This window comes from Variovorax sp. 01N429, assembly GCF_056399425.1.
In genome coordinates this window covers 408,887-429,385 of sequence record NZ_JBFTRG010000003.1, presented here as the reverse complement: position 1 = coordinate 429,385, position 20,499 = coordinate 408,887, and the positions used below count along the sequence as shown (strand labels likewise).

Annotated in this window: 22 protein-coding genes; 14 read left to right on the top strand and 8 right to left on the bottom strand. The window is 65.2% G+C overall.

Going from position 1 to position 20,499, the window contains the following annotated elements; genetic code table 11:
• Positions 1-4 precede the first annotated feature (4 nt).
• The 4 genes from AC1DSF_RS08080 (at position 5) to AC1DSF_RS08065 (ending at position 2,263) form a co-directional block, all read left to right on the top strand.
• On the top strand, positions 5-622 hold the full coding sequence (locus tag AC1DSF_RS08080) for a chemotaxis protein CheB (RefSeq protein ID WP_478126706.1): 618 nt from the start codon (positions 5-7) through the stop codon (positions 620-622).
• A 69-nt stretch (positions 623-691) separates the two neighbouring features.
• The gene (locus AC1DSF_RS08075; RefSeq protein WP_478101006.1) at positions 692-973 is read left to right on the top strand and encodes a DUF427 domain-containing protein; all 282 of its coding nucleotides are present in this window, start codon (positions 692-694) and stop codon (positions 971-973) included.
• Positions 970-1,710 carry a 2OG-Fe dioxygenase family protein gene (locus AC1DSF_RS08070; protein ID WP_478126705.1) on the top strand — a complete coding sequence of 247 codons (741 nt, stop codon included), beginning with the start codon at positions 970-972 and terminating at the stop codon, positions 1,708-1,710. The genes AC1DSF_RS08075 and AC1DSF_RS08070 overlap by 4 nt, the downstream gene beginning before the upstream one ends.
• 109 nt (positions 1,711-1,819) lie before the next feature.
• A complete protein-coding gene (locus tag AC1DSF_RS08065) occupies positions 1,820-2,263 on the top strand; it encodes a universal stress protein (RefSeq protein ID WP_478126704.1) in 444 nt (147 codons plus the stop codon).
• 7 nt (positions 2,264-2,270) lie between these two features.
• Here the strand turns inward: AC1DSF_RS08065 and AC1DSF_RS08060 are convergent, their stop codons facing one another.
• Positions 2,271-2,921, bottom strand: coding sequence for an RluA family pseudouridine synthase (locus AC1DSF_RS08060; protein WP_478126703.1), 651 nt, complete (start codon positions 2,919-2,921; stop codon positions 2,271-2,273).
• 143 nt (positions 2,922-3,064) lie between these two features.
• Between AC1DSF_RS08060 and AC1DSF_RS08055 the strand changes: the two genes are divergently transcribed.
• Complete coding sequence (locus AC1DSF_RS08055) at positions 3,065-4,246, top strand: MFS transporter (RefSeq protein ID WP_478126702.1); 1,182 nt, start codon at positions 3,065-3,067, stop codon at positions 4,244-4,246.
• Here the strand turns inward: AC1DSF_RS08055 and AC1DSF_RS08050 are convergent.
• Genes AC1DSF_RS08050 through AC1DSF_RS08040 form a run of 3 tightly spaced genes read right to left on the bottom strand, consistent with a single transcriptional unit; the run spans position 4,235 to position 4,940 of the window.
• Complete coding sequence (locus AC1DSF_RS08050) at positions 4,235-4,516, bottom strand: 2Fe-2S iron-sulfur cluster-binding protein (protein ID WP_478126759.1); 282 nt, start codon at positions 4,514-4,516, stop codon at positions 4,235-4,237. The two genes, AC1DSF_RS08055 and AC1DSF_RS08050, sit on opposite strands and share 12 nt — an antisense overlap.
• Positions 4,516-4,794, bottom strand: coding sequence for a VF530 family protein (locus tag AC1DSF_RS08045; protein WP_478126701.1), 279 nt, complete (start codon positions 4,792-4,794; stop codon positions 4,516-4,518). The genes AC1DSF_RS08050 and AC1DSF_RS08045 overlap by 1 nt, the downstream gene beginning before the upstream one ends.
• Positions 4,794-4,940 (bottom strand): hypothetical protein, encoded by a 147-nt coding sequence (locus AC1DSF_RS08040; RefSeq protein ID WP_478126700.1) that lies wholly within the window; start codon positions 4,938-4,940, stop codon positions 4,794-4,796. The genes AC1DSF_RS08045 and AC1DSF_RS08040 overlap by 1 nt, the downstream gene beginning before the upstream one ends.
• 86 nt (positions 4,941-5,026) lie before the next feature.
• Between AC1DSF_RS08040 and AC1DSF_RS08035 the strand changes: the two genes are divergently transcribed.
• Positions 5,027-5,542, top strand: a complete 516-nt coding sequence (locus AC1DSF_RS08035; RefSeq protein WP_478126699.1) for an N-acetyltransferase family protein — start codon at positions 5,027-5,029, stop codon at positions 5,540-5,542.
• Positions 5,543-5,557: 15 nt separating this feature from the next.
• The gene (locus tag AC1DSF_RS08030) at positions 5,558-6,463 is read left to right on the top strand and encodes a DUF808 domain-containing protein (RefSeq protein ID WP_478126698.1); all 906 of its coding nucleotides are present in this window, start codon (positions 5,558-5,560) and stop codon (positions 6,461-6,463) included.
• A 3-nt stretch (positions 6,464-6,466) separates the two neighbouring features.
• Here the strand turns inward: AC1DSF_RS08030 and AC1DSF_RS08025 are convergent, their stop codons facing one another.
• Positions 6,467-6,685 carry a hypothetical protein gene (locus AC1DSF_RS08025; RefSeq protein ID WP_478126697.1) on the bottom strand — a complete coding sequence of 73 codons (219 nt, stop codon included), beginning with the start codon at positions 6,683-6,685 and terminating at the stop codon, positions 6,467-6,469.
• 231 nt (positions 6,686-6,916) lie between these two features.
• Here AC1DSF_RS08025 and AC1DSF_RS08020 point away from each other — a divergent pair, with 231 nt between their 5' ends.
• The gene (locus tag AC1DSF_RS08020) at positions 6,917-11,416 is read left to right on the top strand and encodes an autotransporter outer membrane beta-barrel domain-containing protein (RefSeq protein ID WP_478182571.1); all 4,500 of its coding nucleotides are present in this window, start codon (positions 6,917-6,919) and stop codon (positions 11,414-11,416) included.
• Positions 11,417-11,542: 126 nt separating this feature from the next.
• Positions 11,543-11,914 (top strand): hypothetical protein, encoded by a 372-nt coding sequence (locus AC1DSF_RS08015; protein WP_478182570.1) that lies wholly within the window; start codon positions 11,543-11,545, stop codon positions 11,912-11,914.
• 15 nt (positions 11,915-11,929) lie between these two features.
• Here the strand turns inward: AC1DSF_RS08015 and AC1DSF_RS08010 are convergent, their stop codons facing one another.
• Both AC1DSF_RS08010 and AC1DSF_RS08005 read right to left on the bottom strand, forming a co-directional pair.
• Positions 11,930-13,036: a M14 family metallopeptidase gene (locus tag AC1DSF_RS08010; RefSeq protein WP_478126694.1), complete on the bottom strand. Its 1,107-nt coding sequence runs from the start codon at positions 13,034-13,036 to the stop codon at positions 11,930-11,932.
• 27 nt (positions 13,037-13,063) lie between these two features.
• Positions 13,064-14,377, bottom strand: coding sequence for an MFS transporter (locus AC1DSF_RS08005; protein ID WP_478126693.1), 1,314 nt, complete (start codon positions 14,375-14,377; stop codon positions 13,064-13,066).
• A gap of 103 nt (positions 14,378-14,480) precedes the next feature.
• On the opposite strand from AC1DSF_RS08005, the gene AC1DSF_RS08000 reads away from it, so the two are divergent.
• From AC1DSF_RS08000 to AC1DSF_RS07980, 5 genes are all read left to right on the top strand, one after another.
• On the top strand, positions 14,481-15,380 hold the full coding sequence (locus AC1DSF_RS08000; RefSeq protein WP_478126692.1) for a LysR substrate-binding domain-containing protein: 900 nt from the start codon (positions 14,481-14,483) through the stop codon (positions 15,378-15,380).
• A gap of 45 nt (positions 15,381-15,425) precedes the next feature.
• Positions 15,426-16,082: an alpha/beta hydrolase gene (locus AC1DSF_RS07995; protein WP_478126691.1), complete on the top strand. Its 657-nt coding sequence runs from the start codon at positions 15,426-15,428 to the stop codon at positions 16,080-16,082.
• Between the two features lie 88 nt (positions 16,083-16,170).
• Positions 16,171-17,748, top strand: a complete 1,578-nt coding sequence (gshA, locus tag AC1DSF_RS07990) for a glutamate--cysteine ligase (RefSeq protein ID WP_478126690.1) — start codon at positions 16,171-16,173, stop codon at positions 17,746-17,748.
• A 125-nt stretch (positions 17,749-17,873) separates the two neighbouring features.
• Positions 17,874-18,251: a response regulator gene (locus AC1DSF_RS07985; RefSeq protein WP_478182569.1), complete on the top strand. Its 378-nt coding sequence runs from the start codon at positions 17,874-17,876 to the stop codon at positions 18,249-18,251.
• A gap of 127 nt (positions 18,252-18,378) precedes the next feature.
• The gene (locus tag AC1DSF_RS07980; protein WP_478182568.1) at positions 18,379-19,296 is read left to right on the top strand and encodes an SDR family NAD(P)-dependent oxidoreductase; all 918 of its coding nucleotides are present in this window, start codon (positions 18,379-18,381) and stop codon (positions 19,294-19,296) included.
• Between the two features lie 13 nt (positions 19,297-19,309).
• Here the strand turns inward: AC1DSF_RS07980 and AC1DSF_RS07975 are convergent, their stop codons facing one another.
• Positions 19,310-20,434, bottom strand: coding sequence for an adenylate/guanylate cyclase domain-containing protein (locus tag AC1DSF_RS07975; RefSeq protein ID WP_478143292.1), 1,125 nt, complete (start codon positions 20,432-20,434; stop codon positions 19,310-19,312).
• Positions 20,435-20,499 lie beyond the last annotated feature (65 nt).

Genomic DNA, 20,499 nt, shown 5'->3' with positions numbered 1-20,499 from the left:
CCCCATGACAAGTACGCCGGGCGATTCATCGGTCGAGCACGAGGGACGGGACCTGCGCGCCGTGGTCATCGGCGCCTCGTCGGGCGGCGTGGATGCGTTGTTGACGCTGCTGTCGGACCTTCCGTCCGGCTGGCGGCTCCCGATCGTCGTGGTCATCCATCTTCCGGACCCACACGACAGCAGGCTGGCGGAGGTGTTCGCCCAGCGCCTTTCGATCGAGGTCCGAGAGGCGGAGGACAAGTTGCCCATCGAGGAGGGTGCGCTCTATTTCGCGCCTTCGGGCTATCACCTGTCGATCGAGTCCGACCTCTGCTTCTCTCTGAGCTGCGAGCCGCCGGTGTTGTTCTCGCGCCCCGCGATCGACGTCCTGATGAGCTCCGCCGCGGACGCCTACGGCCCTGCGCTCGTCGGCATTCTGCTGACGGGTGCGAACGAAGACGGCGCCGCCGGGCTGCTGCAGATTCACGAGGCCGGTGGCCTGACGATCGTCCAGGACCCGGACGAAGCCCTTGCACCGATGATGCCGCTCTCGGCGCTCGCGCTTCATGTGCCCGACCACGTCTTGCCCCTGCGCGAGATTCGCGCGCTCCTGATGCAGCTGGATTCCCGCCATCCACATTGAATGTGCTACTTTCGTGGATGTAAATCGAAATAGCGATCGGCGCAACCTGGCGCCTTGGAGTCATATGAAATGAAAGCAACCTGGAACGGCGTCACCATCGCCGAGAGCGACGACACAGTGCTCGTCGAAGGTAATCACTATTTCCCCATGGAATCGCTCAACCGCGACCATGTCACGTTCAGCAACCACAAGACCACCTGCGCCTGGAAGGGCACCGCAAGCTATTACTCGCTGCTGGTCAACGGCGAACTCAACACCGACGCCGCCTGGTACTACGCCGATCCCAAGCCGGAAGCCGAAATGGTCAAGGACCGCGTCGCCTTCTGGAAGGGCGTGAAGGTGACGGAGTGAACGCGGCCTTCAGTCCGCCATTCACACCGCCCGATCGCCTCGTCTCCACACTGCGCCAGGACGGCTATGCCGTGCTGAGCCCGCAAGGCGTCGCCGAATGGCTGGACGCACCGTTGGCCGAGCTCGACGCGCTGCACGGCGACTGGTTCCAACTGCCGCCCGACGACTACCTCAAGGACGGCGGCCGCTATCGCACCCGGCGGCACGCCTGCTTCACCGTCGACGGCGCAGCGCTCGCGCAGGTGCCGCATCGCGCGCACTGGCAGCCGGTCGAATACAACGCGCTGCATGGCGGCATGCAGCGGTGGTTCGCGCCGATGGAAGAAAAAACCGTGGCGCAGCCGGTATGGCGACGCATGATGCTTGCGCTGGGCGACGTCGCCGGCGGCCTGCGCGGGATGCAGCCCTGGTTTGTCGAGGCACACCAGTTTCGCATCGACACGGCAGACGGCATCGGTCGGCCGACGCCCGAGGGCGCACACCGGGACGGCGTCGACGTGGTGGCGGTGGCGCTGGTCGGCCGGCACAACATCAAGGGCGGCGAAACCCGCGTCTTCGAGGCCACGGGCCGGCGTGGCGAACGCTTCACGATGACGGAACCCTGGACCTTGCTGCTGCTGGACGACGCGCGCGTCATCCACGAATCGACGCCGATCCAGCCCCTGGTGGAAGGCGAGCCGGGCTGGCGCGACACCCTGGTCGTGACTTGCCGGGCGGGCAGTTTCCAAGGGGAATAGCGCTGCGCCAAGCACCATAGAAAGTCCTACATGCGCAGTGCATGGTTGGATGTAAATTCGGGGCCCGGTGCGCCCGCACATCCCGTTCTGTGTATGAAAGAGGTCTCGCATGTTCAATCACATCCTCGTGCCCATCGACGGCTCCGAAACGTCGATGCTGGCCGTCAGCAAGGCCAGCGGGCTGGCTCTTGCCTTCGGCAGTCGGATCACGCTCATTCATGTGGTGGACAACTACCCCTTCATCGGGGTTGGCGCTGATTACGCGCTCGGCCAGAACGAATACCTCGCAGCCGCGACGAGCAGCGCCAATGCCGCGCTGGCACGCGGTGTGGCGGCGCTGGCCGCCGAAGGCCTGCACAGCGATCAGCGTGTGATCGACGGCCACGTGGTCCACGAAGGCATCGTCGACACCGCCATAGCGATCGGCGCCGACCTGATCGTGATGGGTTCGCATGGCCGAACCGGCATCGAGAAGCTGCTGCTCGGCAGCGTGACGCAGCGCGTGCTGCAAGACGCCAAGGTACCCGTGCTCGTCGTGAAGGGCGAACTCTGAGGCCGCTTTAGAAGGGGAAGGGCGGCGGGCTTTCGAATCGGCACAGTCGCCGTTCAACCGGGTGCACGAATTCGAGCGCCGTGGCGTGCAGCAACAATCTCGGCGCGCGTTGGCGGACATCCTCGTCGCCATACAGTGCATCGCCGAGGATGGGGTGGCCGATCGACAGAAGATGCACCCGCAGTTGATGGCTTCTCCCGGTGAGCGGTTCCAGCCACAAATGACTTGAATGGCGATCGGGCAGCTGCCGCTTGACGCGCCAGCGTGTCTGGCTCGGCTTTCCGGCCGCGTCGACTTTCTGCAGCGGTCTGCGCGGCCAGTCGGCCATCAGCGGAGCGTCGATCAAAGACCATTCATCGCTGACAGGCAGCAGGCCGTCGACGATCGCCTCATAGCGCTTCCCGATCTGCCTTGCCGCGAATGCATCTCCCAGCGCGCGCTGCACCTCCAGGCTGCGGGCCATCAGCACCAGGCCGCTGGTTGCCATGTCCAGGCGATGCACGACGAGCGCATCGGGCCAGCGCGATGTGGCGCGCGCGCTCAGGCAATCCTGCTTGTCATCGCCGCGGCCGGGCACGCAGAGCAGGCCCGCGGGTTTGTCGAAGACCAGCAGATGCGCGTCTTCGTGGATCAGGTGCAGGTGAGTCTCGGTCGTCATGGTTGCGGTGGGCCAAGTCTAGAAGACCGGCCTCGGCTATCCTCGCGGCGATGTCCGTTCGCGCTCCCGTTCCCGCCCCTGCTCCTGCAGCTTCCTCCTCCCGATCTTCGAGTTTTTCCGACCTGACGCGCGAGCGGGCCTTCATGCAGTTCTGGCTGGGGCGGCTGTTCGGCACCGCCGCGAGCCAGATGCTGATGGTCGCCATCGGCTGGCACATGTACGACATCACGCACAGCGCCTGGGATCTCGGACTGGTCGGGCTCTATCAGTTCGTGCCGGCCTTGTTGCTGGCGCTGGTCGCGGGGCACGTGGTGGACAACCATCATCGCGGGCGCATCGTCGCCGCCTGTTTCGCGGTGCAAGGGGCGGTTGCGCTCGTGCTGCTGCTGGCGGTGCACGGCGCACACGATTCGCGCGCGCTGCTGCTGGGGTTGTCGCTGGTGCTCGGCGCCGTCCGTGCCTTTCAGATGCCCGCGCAGCAGGCGCTGACGCCGTTGCTCGTGCCGCCGATGATGCTGCCGCGCGCCATGGCCTTCAGTTCGGCAGGCATGCAGGGCGCCATCATCGGCGGGCCCGCCTTGGGCGGGCTCCTTTTCGTCGCGGGCATGGGCGTGGTGTACGGCACCGCCGTCGCCTTTTTTGCCATGGCTTCGGCGCTGGTGCTGCGTCTGAAGTACGTCTACGCGCTGCCGCCGCGCGAGCCCGTGACGCTCAAGACGGTGCTGGCCGGTGTCGATTTCATCTGGAACCGCAAGCCAGTGCTGGGCGCGGTTTCGCTCGATCTTTTCGCCGTGCTGCTGGGCGGTGCCGTCGCGCTGCTGCCGATCTACGCCAAGGAGATTCTGCATACGGGGCCGTGGGGTCTCGGATTGTTGCGTGGCGCCCCGGCGGTCGGCGCGCTGTTCATGTCGATCATGCTCACCCGCCGGCCGGTGGAGCGCCGCGTCGGCCGCACGCTGCTACTCGCGGTGGCGATGTTCGGCGTATGCATGGTCGTCTTCGGCATTTCGCGCAGCTTCGTCGTGTCGATGATTGCGTTGGCGGTTTCGGGCGGCGCGGACATGGTGAATGTCGTGATCCGGCAGACGCTGGTTCAGCTCGAAACGCCCGATGCGATGCGCGGCCGGGTGAGCGCCGTCAATTCGATCTTCATCGGCGCGAGCAATCAGTTGGGTGAATTCGAATCCGGCGCCACGGCGGCGCTGCTGGGGCCGGTGGGCTCGGTCGTGGCGGGCGGCATCGGCACCGTGCTGGTGGCCGCCGCATGGTTCAGGCTTTTTCCCTCGCTCGCACGGAGGGACCGGCTCGTCAAGCTAGAAGGCTGAGAAAGCGCCGGGCACGTCGAGCGTGACGTCGCCCAGCGGCTCCGCAACGCAAGGCAGGATCCAGCCCTCGGCCTTTTCTTCGGAACTCACGCCGGGCCATTCGATGCGATAGCGGATCTCGCCCGCCACCAGCTTGCAGATGCAGGTGCGGCAGGTGCCGTTGCGGCATGAACTGGGCAGCTCGACGCCGGCGGCATCGGCGGATTGAAGGAGCGTGCGGTCCGGTTCGGTCTCGAAGCTGAATCCGCCCGGTTGCACCAGGGCCTTCATCACGGCGGGGAATCGGAAGATTGCTGTCGCCGCTGGTCGCGCAGCATGAAGAGATAGAGGCTTTCGACCTTCTCGCGCGCCCAGGGCGTCTTGCGAAGGAACTTGAGGCTGGACGACACGCTCGGGTCGCTCGTGAAGCAGCGCAACGGGATGCGCTCGCCCAGCCCCTGCCAACCGTAGTGCGCCTGGAGCGCGGTGACGATCGCTTCCAGCGTGAGGCCGTGCAGCGGATTGCGGGCCTGCTTCTGCGCTGCCGGGGGCTGCGCGCCGTCGTTCATTACTTGTTCTTGAGCTTGCCGCGCGGAATGACTGCGGTCGTGACGGTGCGTACCGGCTCGATGCCTGCGCCCGGCGGCTTCGGCGGCGAGGTGTCCTTCTTGGGTTTCTTGGTTTCCTTGTTGGTGCGCTGTTGACCTTTGGCCATGAATATCTCTCCGGATGATGCGAATGTGCGGATGAGTTTATAGCGCAGCGACAATAGGCCTTTCTACCGTTTCGCTTCCTGCATTCATGTCCGATTACGAAGTTCGCCCCGCCACCCTGCGCGACGCCAAGGCCGTCGCTGAAATCCACGCCGCCGCCGCCAGGGCCGCGTACGAGGGCATCCTCCCCGAAGACCAACTGAGCGCACTGGCGCCGGCCACGCGCGAAGCCAAATGGCGCGAGGCCATCGAATTCAGCGAACCGCAGGTGCAAGTGGCCGAACTGGACGGCGAGATCGTCGGTTTCGTCGGTTTCGACCGGTCGCGCGATCCCAAGACCCCATCGACCACCGGCGAGATCTGGGCGATCTACGTCAAGCCCGAGCACTGGGGCAAGGGCGTCGGCGTGGCGCTCTGGGACGCCGCGCGCGACGGCCTGGAGGAAGAAGGCTGCACCGTGGTCACCGTCTGGGTTCCGCTGCGAAACGACCGCGCCATGCGCTTCCATGAACTGGCCGGCTTCAAGCGCGAGATGAAGACAGCCAAGACGACCGCGATCGGCGGCGTCAAGATCGAGGAAATCCGCCTGAAGCGAAACGTCTGACGCGAGCGCGACCGGATGGCCACCAGTCTCTTGCTGCTGCTGGATGACATCGCGACGGTGCTCGATGACGTCTCGGTCCTCACCAAGGTGGCGGCCAAGAAGACCGCCGGCGTGCTGGGCGACGACCTGGCGCTGAACGCGCAGCAGGTGGCGGGCGTTCGGGCCAACCGCGAGTTGCCCGTCGTCTGGGCCGTATGCAAGGGGTCGTTCGTCAACAAGGCGATCCTCGTGCCCGCCGCGCTGCTGATCGGCACCTGGCTGCCCTGGCTGGTGACGCCGCTCCTGATGGTCGGCGGCGCTTTTCTGTGTTTCGAAGGCTTCGAGAAGCTGGCGCACAAATTCCTGCACAAGAAAGACAGCGCTGCCGAAACGGCGCGCCATGAAAGGCTGATCGCCGACGCGACGGTGGACATCGTCGCGGCCGAGAAGGCCAAGGTCAAAGGCGCGATCCGGACCGATTTCATCCTCTCCGCCGAGATCATCGCCATCACCTTGGGCACCGTGCAAGGCCAGCCCTTCGTGACGCAACTGACGGTGCTGGCAGGCATTGCCATCGTCATGACCATCGGTGTCTATGGCCTGGTGGCGGGCATCGTCCGGCTCGACGACGCCGGGTTCTACCTGAGCAAGCGGCAAGATGCGGTCTCGCGCGTCTCGGGCCGTGCGCTTCTCGCCGCCGCGCCGTGGTTGATGAAGCTGCTGTCCGTCGCCGGCACCATCGCGATGTTTCTCGTGGGTGGCGGCATCCTCGTGCATGGTGTCCCGCCCCTGGCGCATGCCTTGGAGGCCTGGGCCGCCAACGCCGGCGCCATGGCGGGCGGCCTCGCGTCGATAGGCGCCAACGCCGGCATCGGCGTCATTGCCGGCGCCATCGTCCTCGCCGCGGTCGAAGGCGCGAAGAAGGCGCTCGGCAGGCACTGAGCCTCAGCGCTTCTTGCCTTTCGCGCGCTGGACGAGGTCCACGAACACCAGCGCAATCCCCAGCACCACGGCAAACCAGCCGACCACGTGGGCGCCGCCGACGGTGTCGCGCCACACCGGCGACTGAAGAAAGCTCGGGGCAATCAACACGGCCGCGCCGATGAGGATGCACATGACGCCGCGCTCGAGCATGCGCGGGGTTCGGGTGGGTCTGGAAGCCATGGGGCGAGTCTAAGGGGCGCGCATGCCCCATTTTTGTGCGCTATCTCACGGATGAGCGGCTACCGCCATGAGAAGAGTACGAAAAATTGTCACATTCCTGTTGCTTTTGGACATTCGCGCACCGGTTCTGTGATTTTCTTCCAATGTAAATGAATACCGAAGAATTACATTCGTAAGTATTCATTTCGCACTTTATGCGGATTTCACATTGGAAGAGGAAAGAGTCAGCCCATGAACCGTGTCTTCAGAGTCGTTTGGAACCATTCGCAACAAGTCTGGGCCGTTGCGTCTGAATTGGCCCACAGCGCCGGCAAATCGACCACCGCCATTGCCCCTGCTTCGAGCAATCCAGCCCTCAAGGTCGCCTTCGCATCGACGCTGCTAGCTTTGGCGGGTGCTGCGGCGGCAGACTGCGCCACCAGTGGAACAACGATCACCTGCGCACCGCCCGCGGTTCAGCAGACAACCATCGGAACCGGCCTGAGCACCCCCTCCGGCACGGTGGTGGACGTGCAGGCGAGCGCAGCGGTCAACACCGGCGGACAAACGGCCATCAGCATGGGCGACAACGCTGACATCCATATTCGAAGCGGAGCGACGGTCGTCAACAGTGCGCCTGGCAACACCAACGGGCACTACGGCACGGGCGCCAACACGATCGAGTTCCACGACGGCACGACGTTGACGATCGACCAGGGAGCGCTCGTGCAGTCGAACGGACCGGCAGGCAATGCGGAAGCCGTCAACCCCATCGGCGTCGGCAACACGATCATCAACAACGGCACGATCAATTCGCAAGCCGGCGGTGCGGCGATCTGGTTCGAGTCATCGGGCGGCAGCAACACGGTCGTGAACGGCAAGACCGGCGTCATGCAGTACATGAACGGCACGACGGGCAACATCATGGGCTTCGGCGGCAACAGCGCCGTCGATTTCACCAACAAGGGCGAGGTGCGCGGCTCGCTGAATTTTGGCAATGGCAACGACACGCTGAACCTGTATGACGGCTCGACGGTCTCGGGCGCGATCAACGGCGGCGGTGGCAACAATCTGCTGACGCTGAACGGCACGGGCGCGGACACGCTGACGCACACGATTTCGGGCTTTCAGTCGCTGGTAAAGAACGACAGCGGCACGTGGACCCTCGGCAATCCGCTCCAGGGCTCGGGCGTCACCAGTACACGCGTCGCTGAAGGCACGCTGGTTTTGGGCGCCGATGCAAGCAACTACACCGGCAGCATGACGGTCGATGCGCCTGGCACGCTGGAGACGAAGGCGGAATTCGCGCCGTCCGCCATCACTGACAACGGACTGGTGCGGTTTGCGCAGCCGACGAATGCGACCTACGCGGGCGTGCTGTCAGGCACCGGCATGGTCGAGAAGACCGGTGGCGGGACTCTGACGCTTGCCTCGACCAGCAACAGCTATTCCGGCGGCACGACCATCTCCGGCGGTACCCTGCAGGTGAGCACCGATGCCAACCTGGGGGCGTCGACCGGCAGGCTGACCTTCAACGGCGGCACGCTCAAGCTGACCGACACCGTCAACTCCGCCCGGCCGATCACCATGGCCGCCGACGGCACCATCGACGTTGCAGGCACCGCCGGCAGCAAGATGAGCGGCAGCATCAGCGGCGCCGGGACTCTGTCGCTGATCAACAGCACGCCTTTCGACGGCCACGACAGCGTCACGCGCCTGACGCTCAGCAGCAGCGGCAACAGCGCATTCACCGGCTCGACCCGGCTCGGCTCGCTCACGAGCGCCGATGCGACCGCCGGCCGGATCAACGTGATGGTGACAGGCACCGGCACGCTGGGCACGAGCAACAACACTGTCGATATCTACAACAACAGCGAACTCGATTTCGACGGCGCCAATGCCAATGCGGGCAACCTGAACATCACGACGCACGTCAGCACGAACAACCTCGGAACAAACTCCGGCGTCACGTTCGCGAATGGCGCCAGCGCGGGTTCCGCCACGTTGACGAACAAGGCCGAAGGCAGCCTGATCCAGTTCCAGACCGGCACGACGGCAGCGAATTCGACGATCAACAACGGCAGCGGCGCGCGCGTGTACTTCGAAGGCAACAGCACGGGCGGCAGTGCCACCATCAACAACGACATCGACGCGGCAGGCGGTCGTATCTACCTGCAAGACAACGCGGACCTGAGCGGCGCCAGGATCGGCAATGGCGCGGGCGGCCACGTGTTCATCAACAACGCCAACGCGCTCACCGGCATCTCCGTCGGCGAGCTCTCGGGCGACGGCGACGTGGTGCTCGGCAGCAAGAAGCTGACGGTTGGCGCGCTCGGTACCAGCAGCGCGATCGGCGGTGTGATCTCCGACACCGGCCCTGGATTCCTCGATGTGAAGGGCGCGTCGTACAACAACCCGGTGACGGATACCGGCGGCTCGCTGGTCAAGACCGGCGCGGGCACGCTCACGCTGACAGGCGCCAACACCTACACGGGCGGCACGGCGATCTCGGGCGGCACGCTGCAACTGGGCAACGGCGGTACGACGGGCTCCATCCTTGGAGACGTGGTCAACAATGGCACCTTGGCCTTCAATCGATCGGACGCGGTGAGCTTCACGGGCCTGATCTCCGGCACGGGCGCGGTATCGCATGTGGGCACCGGCACCACGACCCTGACCAGCGACAACACCTACACGAGCGGCACGACGATTTCGGCGGGCACGCTGCAACTGGGCAACGGCGGCACGACGGGCTCCATCGTCGGCGACGTCGCCAACAGCGGTACGCTGGCTTTCAATCGATCTGACGCGGTGAGTTTCGCTGGCCTGATCTCCGGCGCCGGCGCGGTTTCGCATGTGGGCACCGGCACCACGACGCTGACCAGCGACAACACCTACACGGGCGGCACGACGATTTCGGCCGGCACGCTGCAATTGGGCAACGGCGGAACAGCCGGCAGCGTGAAGGGCAACATCCTCGACAACGGCACGCTGGTTGTGAATCGCTCGGACACGCTGGATCTCTCGGGTGCCATCTCGGGCACCGGTGCGTTGCGGCAAGCGGGCACCGGCACCACGGTGCTCTCGGGCGCCAACAGCTACAGCGGCGCGACGACCGTGGCATCGGGCGCGCTCAAGGCCGGCGCGGCCAATGTGTTCAGCGGCGCGTCGGCACATACCGTGGCCTCCGGCGCCATGCTCGACACCGCAGGCTTCAACCAGAGCGTTGCATCGTTGAACAACAGCGGCACCGTGAGCCTGCTGGGCGCGGCACCCGGAAGCACGTTGACCGTGAACGGCGCCTACGTCGGCAACAACGCCGTGCTCAAACTCGGCACCGTCCTGGGCGGCAGCAGCAGCGTGAGCGATCGCCTGGTCTTGAACGGCCCCACCGCCAGTGCAAGCGGCCATACGACGATTCGCGTCACGAACCTCGGCGGGCTCGGCGCGCAGACGACGGGCAACGGCATCGAGCTGGTGAGTGCGCTCAACGGCGCGAAGACAACGGCGCAGACCACGCGCGACGCCTTCACGCTCGCCAACGGCCACGTCGACGCTGGCGCGTACGAATACCGCCTCTATGCGACCGATGCAAAGGGTGCCGGGGAGAACTGGTACCTGCGCTCGGAAACCACGCTCAAGCCGACGGACCCCTCCGTGCCGAACGAGCCGCCGGAAATCGGCAAGCCTCCGGCATCCGAGGTTCCGCAAGCGCCCCAAGCACCGCAAGCACCGCAAGCACCGCAAGCACCTCAGGTGCCGCAGTTGCCCCAGCTTCCGCCGGTGACCGTGCCGACCTACCGCGCCGAAGTCCCGCTCTTCGCCGCACTGCCGGCCCAATCGCGCCAGTCCGATCTGGCGATGCTGGGCAACCTGCATCGCCGCGTCGGCGACGAAAACGCGCCCGCGGCGGCTGACGCGAGCGGCGCTCGCCAGGCATGGGCCCGTGCCGTCTACACCGACCTCGACATTCGCCAGAACGGCGTCGCCGCCGCGCAGAGCGAAGGTCATGTGAGCGGGCTCCAGGCCGGAACCGACCTGCTGGCGAGCGGCAACTGGCGCGCCGGCCTCTATGTGGGCCAGCTGGACGGCAGCGCCGATGTGAGCGGCAATGCGCGCGGCACCTTCGGGCGTGTCGGCAGCAACGACCTGCAATCGCGCTATCTCGCCGGCTATGCGACGTGGATGGACGGCAGCGGCTTGTATGCCGACGCCGTGCTCCAGGGCGGCAGCCATCGCTACACCGTGCATCCGGACGGCAACCTGAGCGCTTCGGGCAAGGCCGACAGCACCACGGCGTCGATCGAGACCGGCAAGTCGTTCCCGCTCGCCGAAGGCTGGAGCATCGAGCCGCAAGCGCAGATCGCCTACCAGCACAGCCGATTCGACGACGCGCTGATCAGCGGCGCCGTCGTTCGACAGGACGCCGACAGCGGCTGGATCGGCCGGCTCGGCGTGCGCGTAAAGGGCGACATCGCGACGAGTGCCGGGCGCTTGCAGCCTTATGCGCGAGTGAACGTCTATCACGCAACGTCCGGCACGGACGTCGCCACCTTCATCGGGCCGGCAGCGAGCACGTCCATTGCCAGCGCGACCGGCTATACGTCGACCGAAGTCGCTGCCGGCGCGACGCTCGCGCTGACGCCTTCGACCACGCTCTATGGCGAAGTCGGCCAGCTCTACAGCACGAGCGGCGACGCCAAGGTGAAGTCGTCGATCCAGGGATCGGTGGGCCTGCGCTTGAGCTGGTAGTCGCTGGCATCGGTTCAAATACAGGCCCGGCTGCCGATTTACGGCAGCCGGGCCTTTCAGCTTCTTGCCCCACCGAAAACCATGGAATCTTTTCGCCCCCGCACTCTCTTGTCTTCCGCGCGCCTCATGGCTCCGCTGTTGTGCCTGTTCACGGCGAATGCCGCGTTCTCGCAGCAAGACGCAAGCCAGTTCCCGAGCGCGGCGATGGGCTTCCTGGGCGAAGAGCTCCCCAAGATGGAAACGGCCATTGCCGAGCGCGACCGCGACTATTTCGAGAACGCCATGGGCCGAATGCTCAACTTCTCCGAGAGCTGGGGCTTCAAGACGCGGGACAACCCTGCGCTCGCACGCTATTCAATGTGTACCGAAGTGGTGTCGGACTTTCTGGCCGTGGGCATGTGCCGCATCATGACCACGGCGGACGCCTGCGAGCCCGGCCTGGCGCAGCGCTTCGATGCCAACCTGAAGAAGTGCCGCGACCTGGCGGCGCGGCACTGATGCGAGATTCGGACTCTAGGCCGCCGATGCCGCCTTGAGCCCTTGCACCGTCTGCAGGAGCACCACGCGGGACTGTCCGAGCACCATGCCCTTCCATTCTTCGTTGTCGCAATAGAAGGCGTCCCGCAGTTCCCGGCGAATGGTGCGCTGCTGTTCTTCCGGTGCTTCGGGATGGCGGCGCAGCCACGTGTCGGCGCGCAGGCGCGTCATGACTTCCTGGTCGGGGAGGGTGCCGAATTCGAGCCCCATCAATGCGGCGCTTGCCTGCGGGCATTCGTCATACACCGCCGACACCACCGGACCCGACACGTCGGCGGAGGCCGACTGCCCCTCGAAAGGCGCGAACACGTCGGCTCCCCACCAAGCGCGCGCCTGGGCGAGATCGGCCGCGGCGTTGCGGCCCGCGTAGATCTTCTCGCCGTGCCCATAGGGCCCGAGCCCCGTGTGCACGTCGATCCAGCCGATGTGCGTGGCCGCCGCTCCGTACTTGCGCAGGATGCCACGCATCGTGCGGTTGCTCCATGAGGGCGCGGTGCCTCCGTAGAACACACCCTGTGGCGAGGTGTACTGCCCTGCAGACATCGCCGTGCGCAACGCCCACATGCCGTGCTTCTCGATGTAGGCCGCCATCGCGACGTTGTCGGCGGGGCCGGGCGGCCACGTGGCGGGCAGCACGAACGGCTCGACGTCGGCATAGGCGGCATTCACCGGCAGCGGGGCACTGAAGTCGATGTGGTTGCGGTTCAGGTCGATGTTGTCTTCGTTCGTGCGGTGCAGGTGCGAGAAGCCGTGCGGATTCACTGCGTGCACCATCAGCAGGCCGACGCCTGCTTGCTCCATGCGCGAGAGCAGCTCGGCATCGCTGAGCGTGGCGACCTGGCAGCCGGAGCCGCAGAAGCCTTCCGGCCCGTGCGTGCCGGAGCTGACGATCAGCAGCTTGGTTGCGCCGGGCTTGCCCAGCCAGGCCACATCCGTGGCGAGCGTTTCACCGAGGGCGCCGCGATGTTGCGGATGCTCGAACGATTCGATGGCGGCGCCGCGCTGCGCCGCTGCATCGAGGAATTTGTGCCGCGCCTCGGCGTAGGTGCCCGAGAAGTAGCGGCTGGCTGCACTGTTGTACATGGTCGTGGTCCTTGAAGAGAGTGTCGATCAGGCGGGTTGGTACGCGTCCGCGGCATCGATGTCCTTGCCGGTGAAATCCTTCATCCACAGCAGTCCGATCAGCGACACCAGCGAGACCGCCAGCAAATACCACGCGGGCGCCAGCTTGTTGCCCGTGGCATTCAGCAGCCAGGCGCTGATGAAAGGCGAGAAGCCGCCGAAAAGCGCAACGCCCACGCTGTAGACGAGCGACATGCCGCTGGCGCGCACGTGTTTGGGAAAGAGCTCCGGCAGCATCGTGATGCCGGGCACGGTCTGGATCGCCAATGCCGCGCTGAGCACGCCCACCACAATGAACAGCACGGCGGGCGTCGGCGAAGCGTTGAGCCACAGAAAACCCGGGTAGATCAGCACCGCCACGGCAATGCGACTCCAGATGATCAGCGGCTTGCGCCCGACGCGATCGGACCAGCGGCCCACGAACGGTGCGAGCCCGAAAGACAGAAGCCCTGTCAGCGCGGCGCCGAAGAGCGCCACCGGCGGCGGCATCCCCAGTTCGCGAATGGCGTAGGTCGGCATATAAAAAGTAATCACATAAGCCGCCGCCGTGCCGCCGATGATGCTCAGGATCGCAGCGAGCACGGTCTTGCCGTGTTCGCCGCACACTTCCGAAAGGCTGCTGCGGCGCGGAGCGGCATGGGCCGGTTCGTCGGCCACGTCGAGCGACTCTTCGAGGTGGCGGCGGATGTACATGCCGACCGGAGCGATCAACATGCCCATCACGAACGGCACGCGCCAGCCCCAGCTTTCCATCGATTGGGGCGACAGCGTCGCGGACAGCACGCCGACCACCAGCGCGCCCAGCAGGATGCCGAGGCCCTGGCTCGCGAACTGCCAACTGGCCATGTAGCCGCGATTGGCCGGCGTGGCATGTTCCACCAGCAGCGTCGTCGATGCGCCCACCTCGCCGCCGGCCGAGAAGCCCTGAATCAGCCGCGCCAGCACGATCAGCAGCGGCGCCGCCACGCCGATCTGCACGTAAGTCGGTGCGAAGGCGATCATCGCGCAGCCCAGTGCCATCATGAAGATAGTGAGCGTCATGGCCTTCTTGCGGCCGGCCCGGTCGGCATAGGCGCCGATCACGATGCCGCCCAGCGGCCGCATGATGAATCCCACCCCGAAGCTGGCGACCGTCAGCAGCAACTGGCCATATGAGTTGAAGGTCGGAAAAAAGAGTTTGCCGATCACCAGGGCGAGAAAGCCATACACGGTGAAGTCGAAGAACTCCAGGGCGTTGCCGATGGTGGTGGCAACGATGGTCCGGCGTCGGCTCATTGGCGCCGGGCTTGAAGCGGTGGTCATGGGTTTTGATGTGTCATGTGGTTATCGCGCAGGGATGCTAGGGGAATAGCGCTGATCGTGAAAAGACAATAATTGAGCTTCAAAGATAACTTTTGGTTTTCACATGAAGCCGAACCAGCTCCTGGCCTTCGTCGCCGTGGCCGAGCAGATGAGCATTCGCGGCGCGGCGCGGCTTCTTGGGATATCGCAGCCTGCGGTGACCAAGATCGTGCGGGAACTCGAGCGTGCGGTGGGTGCGCCGCTGGTCGCCCGCAGCGTCAAGGGCGTGGAGCTCACCACCTATGGCGAAACCTTTGCGCCGCGGGCGCGTCTTCTGCTGGCGGACATGCGCCGGGCACGCGATGAAATCGCTCAGATCCGCGATGGCGCGACCGGCAAGATCTCGGTTGCCGTGAGCAATTCGGCCGCGATCACCGTGCTCCCTGCGGCGTTCAAGGAATTCCACACACGCCTGCCTGCCGTCGACGTGCATTTCAGTGAAGCGGTTCTCCCGTGGATGCTTTCGGGCATGCGAAACGGCAGCCTCGACTTCGCGATCGCGCACGTGATGCCCCACACGCTCGATCCTGAGTTCGAGAGCATCGAGCTGTTTCAGGTGCAACTTGCGGTCGGAATGCGCACCGGCCATCCGATGCGCCACTGCCGCTCGTTGCGTGATCTGCACGGGGAAGAATGGGTGCTGCCCGGCGAAAGCGAACTCGGCCGAGAGTCGGTGGTACCTCTGTTTTCGCCAATGGGGCTGACGCCGCCGGCCCGCGTCATCTTTGGCGAATCGGTCACGGTCGCGCTCGGGCTGGTGGGAGAAATGGACCTGGTGGGTCTCTTTGTCGAGCCCGTGGTCGACCTGTCGTTCGAGCGCTATGGCATCGAGCGCGTCGAAATGAAGGAGGACATTCCGGCTCTCGGCATGTGCGTGATCAAGCGCCGCGAACAGCGCCTGCCGCCGGCGGCGCAGCAGTTCGTCGAGTGCATCCAGCGCGCCGCCGCGCAGCGACGCGCATAGTCCTGCGGCGTGAGGACGAAGGCGTTCTGGGGTAACTTCGGGGCCATGTCACTTCCTCCCATCGAAATCGAAACCGGCCCGAATCCGACGGCCTCCATCCTCGTCATGCACGGCCTTGGCGCCGATGGCAACGACTTCGTGCCCATCGCCAATGAGATGGACCTCTCGGCCGTCGGCCCGGTGCGGTTCATGTTTCCCAATGCACCGGTCATGCCCGTGACCATCAACGGCGGCTATCGCATGCCCGCCTGGTACGACATTCTTGGCCCCGGACAGCCGGAGGACGAAGCTGGTTTGCGCAGCTCGCAAGTAGCGATCGAGTCGTTGATTGCAAACGAAAAGAAGCGCGGCATTCCGGCGCACCGGATCGTCGTCGCCGGATTCTCCCAAGGCTGCGCGATGACTTTCATGACCGCGCTGCGGCATTCCGAGCGGCTGGCCGGCATCGTCGGCCTCTCAGGCTATCTGCCCGTGGCCGGCACGGTGGCTGCCGAGCGCCATCCCGCCAACCAGAAAACGCCCATTTTCCAGGCGCATGGCCTGCGCGATGGCGTCATTCCGATTGCCCGCGCCGCCGACAGCCGCGATGCGCTCAAGGCGCTGGGCTACGAGGTGGAGTGGCACGAATACCCGATGGAGCACTCCGTCTGCATGGAGGAAATCGCCGACCTGAATCGCTTCTTGCTGCGCGTCCTGGCCTGAAGCCGAAAGGCCACATTTCAGGCTCCGTGCGCGCCTTTCTGGCTTCTGCTACCTTCCAGCCCCACGAAGAACGACGAGCCATATCCATATGAGCAATTTGAAGGAGCGCCTCGATGCGCTCTCGGCTGCACGGCTGAGGGGCGTGCGGCGGGGGATCGAGAAGGAAAGCCTGCGCGCGCAGCCCGACGGCAAGCTCGCGCTGACGCCGCATCCGGCCGCGTTGGGTTCCGCGCTGACGCATCCGCACATTACGACGGATTTCAGTGAATCTCAGCTCGAACTCATCACCGGCGCGCACAAGGATGTCGAAGCGGCGCTCCAAGAGTTGGTGCAGGTACACCAGTTCACCTATCACGTACTGAACGAAGCCGGCGACGAGCGCCTCTGGGTTTCCAGCATGCCCTGCGGCCTGCCGACGGACGAGACCATCCCGATCGGGCGCTATGGCTCCTCGAACATCGGCCGTGCGAAGAGCGTCTACCGGATGGGGCTGAGCCACCGCTATGGGCGGCGCATGCAGACCATTTCGGGCATTCACTACAACTGGTCGCTGCCTGATGTGTCGAGCGAACAGTATTTCGCGCTGATTCGCAACTTCCGCCGTCATGCGTTCTTGCTGCTGTATCTGTTCGGAGCCTCGCCGTCGCTGTGTTCGACCTTCGTCGACGGCCGGCCGCACGAGCTGCAGCCGCTGGGCGAGGGCAGCATGTACATGCCCTATGGCACTTCACTGCGAATGGGCCGTCTGGGCTACCAGAGCGAGGCGCAAGCGTCGCTGGCGGTGAGCTACAACAGCCTCGACGGCTACGGCGCGTCGCTGCAGGACGCGCTGACGCGACCCTGGCCTGCCTATGAGGCCATCGGCATTCGCAGCTTGGGCGGCGACTACAACCAGCTCGCGACGAGCCTGCTGCAGATCGAAAACGAGTTCTACGGCACTATCCGTCCCAAGCGCGTGATCTATCCGGGCGAACGTCCGCTGCATGCATTGCGCGAGCGCGGCGTGGAATACGTCGAAGTGCGGCTGATGGATCTCGATCCCTTCGAGCCGGTCGGCATCAATGCCCAAACCATGCGCTTTCTGGACGTGTTCCTGTTGCACTGTCTGCTGACGGACAGTCCGCCCGACACTGGCAAGGAAATTGCCGACTTGGCGCACAACCAGCATCTCACGGCGGCCCGTGGACGCGAGCCCGGCCTGCAACTGCGGCGCGGCGATACGCAGGTGACGCTGACCGAATGGGGCTCGGAACTGCTGCGCGAATTCGAGCCGATCGCGGCTGCGCTCGACGCCGCGCACGGCGGCTCAAAGCACGCCGAGGCCGTGCGCGCGGCCGGCGCTGCCTTGGACGACCCGTCCATCCTGCCTTCGGCGCGCGTGCTGGCAGAGATGAAGTCGCACGACGATTCGTTCGTGAGCTTCGTGCGCGCCCGGTCCGAGGCGACCCGCCAGGGTTTGCTGGATTTGCCGTTTTCGGCCGAGCAACGCGCCGCCTTCGAGCAGATGACGCAAACGTCCATCGATGCGCAGAAGCAGATCGAGGCCGCCGACACCATGCCCTTCGAGATCTACCGGGAGCAATACGTCTCGCCGGCTCGATTGGGCTTCAAGAACCACTGGGCGGAAGCGCCAGCAGGTCCCGTGAGCCAGCGCGCGGCCCTCTGAGGACGGGCAGGGTAGGTTGAAGCCTACCCGGATTGGCCTTCCGCGCTCACGAGGCCGTCAAGATTGTTGGCGAAGATGGGCGGCACGGCGCAAGCCTCCTCTCCAACCTGACTGCCGACTCTTCCATGACTTTCAAGACCTACCTGGTCGAAGACAACCCCGTCATACGCGACAACCTTGCCGGTTTTCTGGAAGACATCACGGACGCCGTCATAGTGGCCCACGCCAGCGGCGAAGACGAAGCCGTGGCGTGGCTGCGAAGGCACGGTGATGATTGGGAYGTCGCCATCGTCGACCTTTTTCTCGAGCAGGGCAACGGCTTCGGCGTCGTCGATGCGTGCCGCAAGCGCGCCGCGCACCAGAAGATCGTCGTGCTGAGCAACTACGCAACGCCGGACATGCGCGCACGCTCCAGGGCCATGGGCGCGGACGCCTTCTTCGACAAATCGGCCGAGATCGATTTGCTGCTGGATTACTGCGAGCGTCTGAGCGAGAAGACCTGAGCGGAGGAATCCGGCGAAACGGGCGCTGGGTAAACCGGACGCTCGACTTGGCACGCAGGAGACGTGCTCGCGGCTGCTTTTCGGGTAAAACGCACCGCGTCAACGACTCCTACGAAAGCATTCCGGCATGAGCAATCTCGACTTCAAGGGCCGCGTGGCCATCGTCACTGGCGCGGGCAACGGCCTGGGCCGCCAGCACGCACTGGCTCTTGCGGCGCGCGGCGCGAGGGTTCTGGTGAACGATTTGGGCGGTGCGCGCGACGGGTCTGGCGGATCGGTCAGTGCGGCACAGGCCGTGGTCGACGAGATCAAGGCCGCTGGCGGCGAGGCGATTGCCAATGGCGCTTCGGTGACCGACTTCGAAGCCGTGCAGGCCATGGTCCGGCAGGCTGTAGACGCCTGGGGCCGCGTCGACATTCTGGTGAACAACGCAGGCATCCTGCGCGACAAAAGCTTCGCGAAGATGGAACTGGCCGACTTCCGCCTGGTGGTGGACGTTCATTTGATGGGTGCGGTGCATTGCACCAAGGCCGTGTGGGCGATCATGAACGAGCAGAAATACGGCCGCATCGTGATGACCACGTCGTCTTCCGGCCTCTACGGCAACTTCGGCCAGAGCAACTACGGCGCCGCGAAGCTCGCGCTGGTCGGACTCATGCAGACCTTGAGCATCGAAGGTGCCAAGAACGACATCCGCGTGAACTGCCTCGCGCCCACGGCCGCCACGCGCATGACCGAAGACTTGATGCCGGAGGAAGTGCTGAATGCCCTCAAGCCCGAAGCCGTGGTGCCCGCGATGCTCGTGCTGGCGGCTCAGGATGCGCCGAACCGCACCATCCTTTGCGCCGGTGCCGGCGTGTTCGAGGCTGCGCACATCACCCTGACCCAGGGCACGTGGATCGGGCTCGACGCCAATGCGCCGGAACAGCTTGCCGCGCGTCTTGCCGAAGTGACCGATCGCCACGGCGAGATCGTGCCTCAGAGCGGTGCGGCGCAGGGCACGAACGAAGTAGGCAAGGCGATGGCGAACTCGCGTCGGCATTGAGGCAGTCGACGCCTCAGCTCGCCGGCGCCCCGATGCCCTGCACACTGAAGCAATCGACCGGCCGCTGAAACCCCTTCAGGCTGAGAGCCCGAGGCGGGTCCACCTCAAGCATCGACTCCAGCTGCGCAAACACCTTGCGCGAAATCAGGATCTCGTTGCTTTCCGCCTCGCCGCACAGCCTTGCGGCGAGATTGGTGACAGTGCCGATCGCGCCATAGTCCCAGCGGCCTTCGAACCCGATGGCGCCAATCGTGGCAAAGCCCTGGGCAATGCCGATGCCAAGCCCGAGCGAATAGCCGCGGCGCACCCAGGTCTTGGCGATCGAGCCCACGCATTCACGAATCGCCAGCGACATGCGCACCGCGCGTTCGGCCGCGTCCGGCACGGGCACCGGATCGTTGAAGAAGATCATCATGCCGTCGCCGGTGAAGCGCTCCAGTGTTCCTTCATGCGCGAGGATCAGTTCGCCGGTCGCCGCGTGATATTGGCGCAGCACGCCCATGACGTCCTCAGGCTCTGCGCTTTCGGCGAAGGCAGTGAAGCCGCGCAGATCGAGGAACACCACGGTGATCTCGCGACGATGGCTTTGCAGAGGGTCCTCGGCGTCGCCGCTGACGATGAGCTCCGCCAGTTGCGGCGAGAAGAATCGGCGTAGGCGGCCCACGCGTTCAAGTTCGGCGACCTGGGTGGCGACGCGGTGCTCGAGCGAAGCGTTCCAGTCCTTCACCTGTGCAACCAACGATTCGACCTGGTCGTGCAGCCGCTTGATCCGCAGCATCGAGCGCACGCGCGCGGCAAGGGCGGCGTGGTCCACAGGCTTGGTGAGGTATTCGTCGCCGCCCGCCTCCAGGCCCGCGATGACGTCCTTCAGGTCGGACATTGCCGTCACCATGATGATCGGCGTGAAGGGAAAGTCGGGGTCCGCCCGCAGGCGGCGGCAAACCTCCAGCCCATCCATCCTGGGCATCATCACATCGAGCAGGATCAGGTCGGGCGAGAGTTCGCGCGCCGCCTGCAGGCCTTCGAGGCCATCGGAGGCCGAGACCACTTCGTAGCCCTCGCTGCCAAGGCGGGCCTGCAGAATCTTGACGTTGGTCGCGTTGTCGTCGACGATGAGGATGCGTGGGGGGGTTCTCACCGTCTTTCTCCCGAGACGAAAAATGTAGCGGCTTCATGGTGGTTCCACAAGGCTGCGAGCTACCT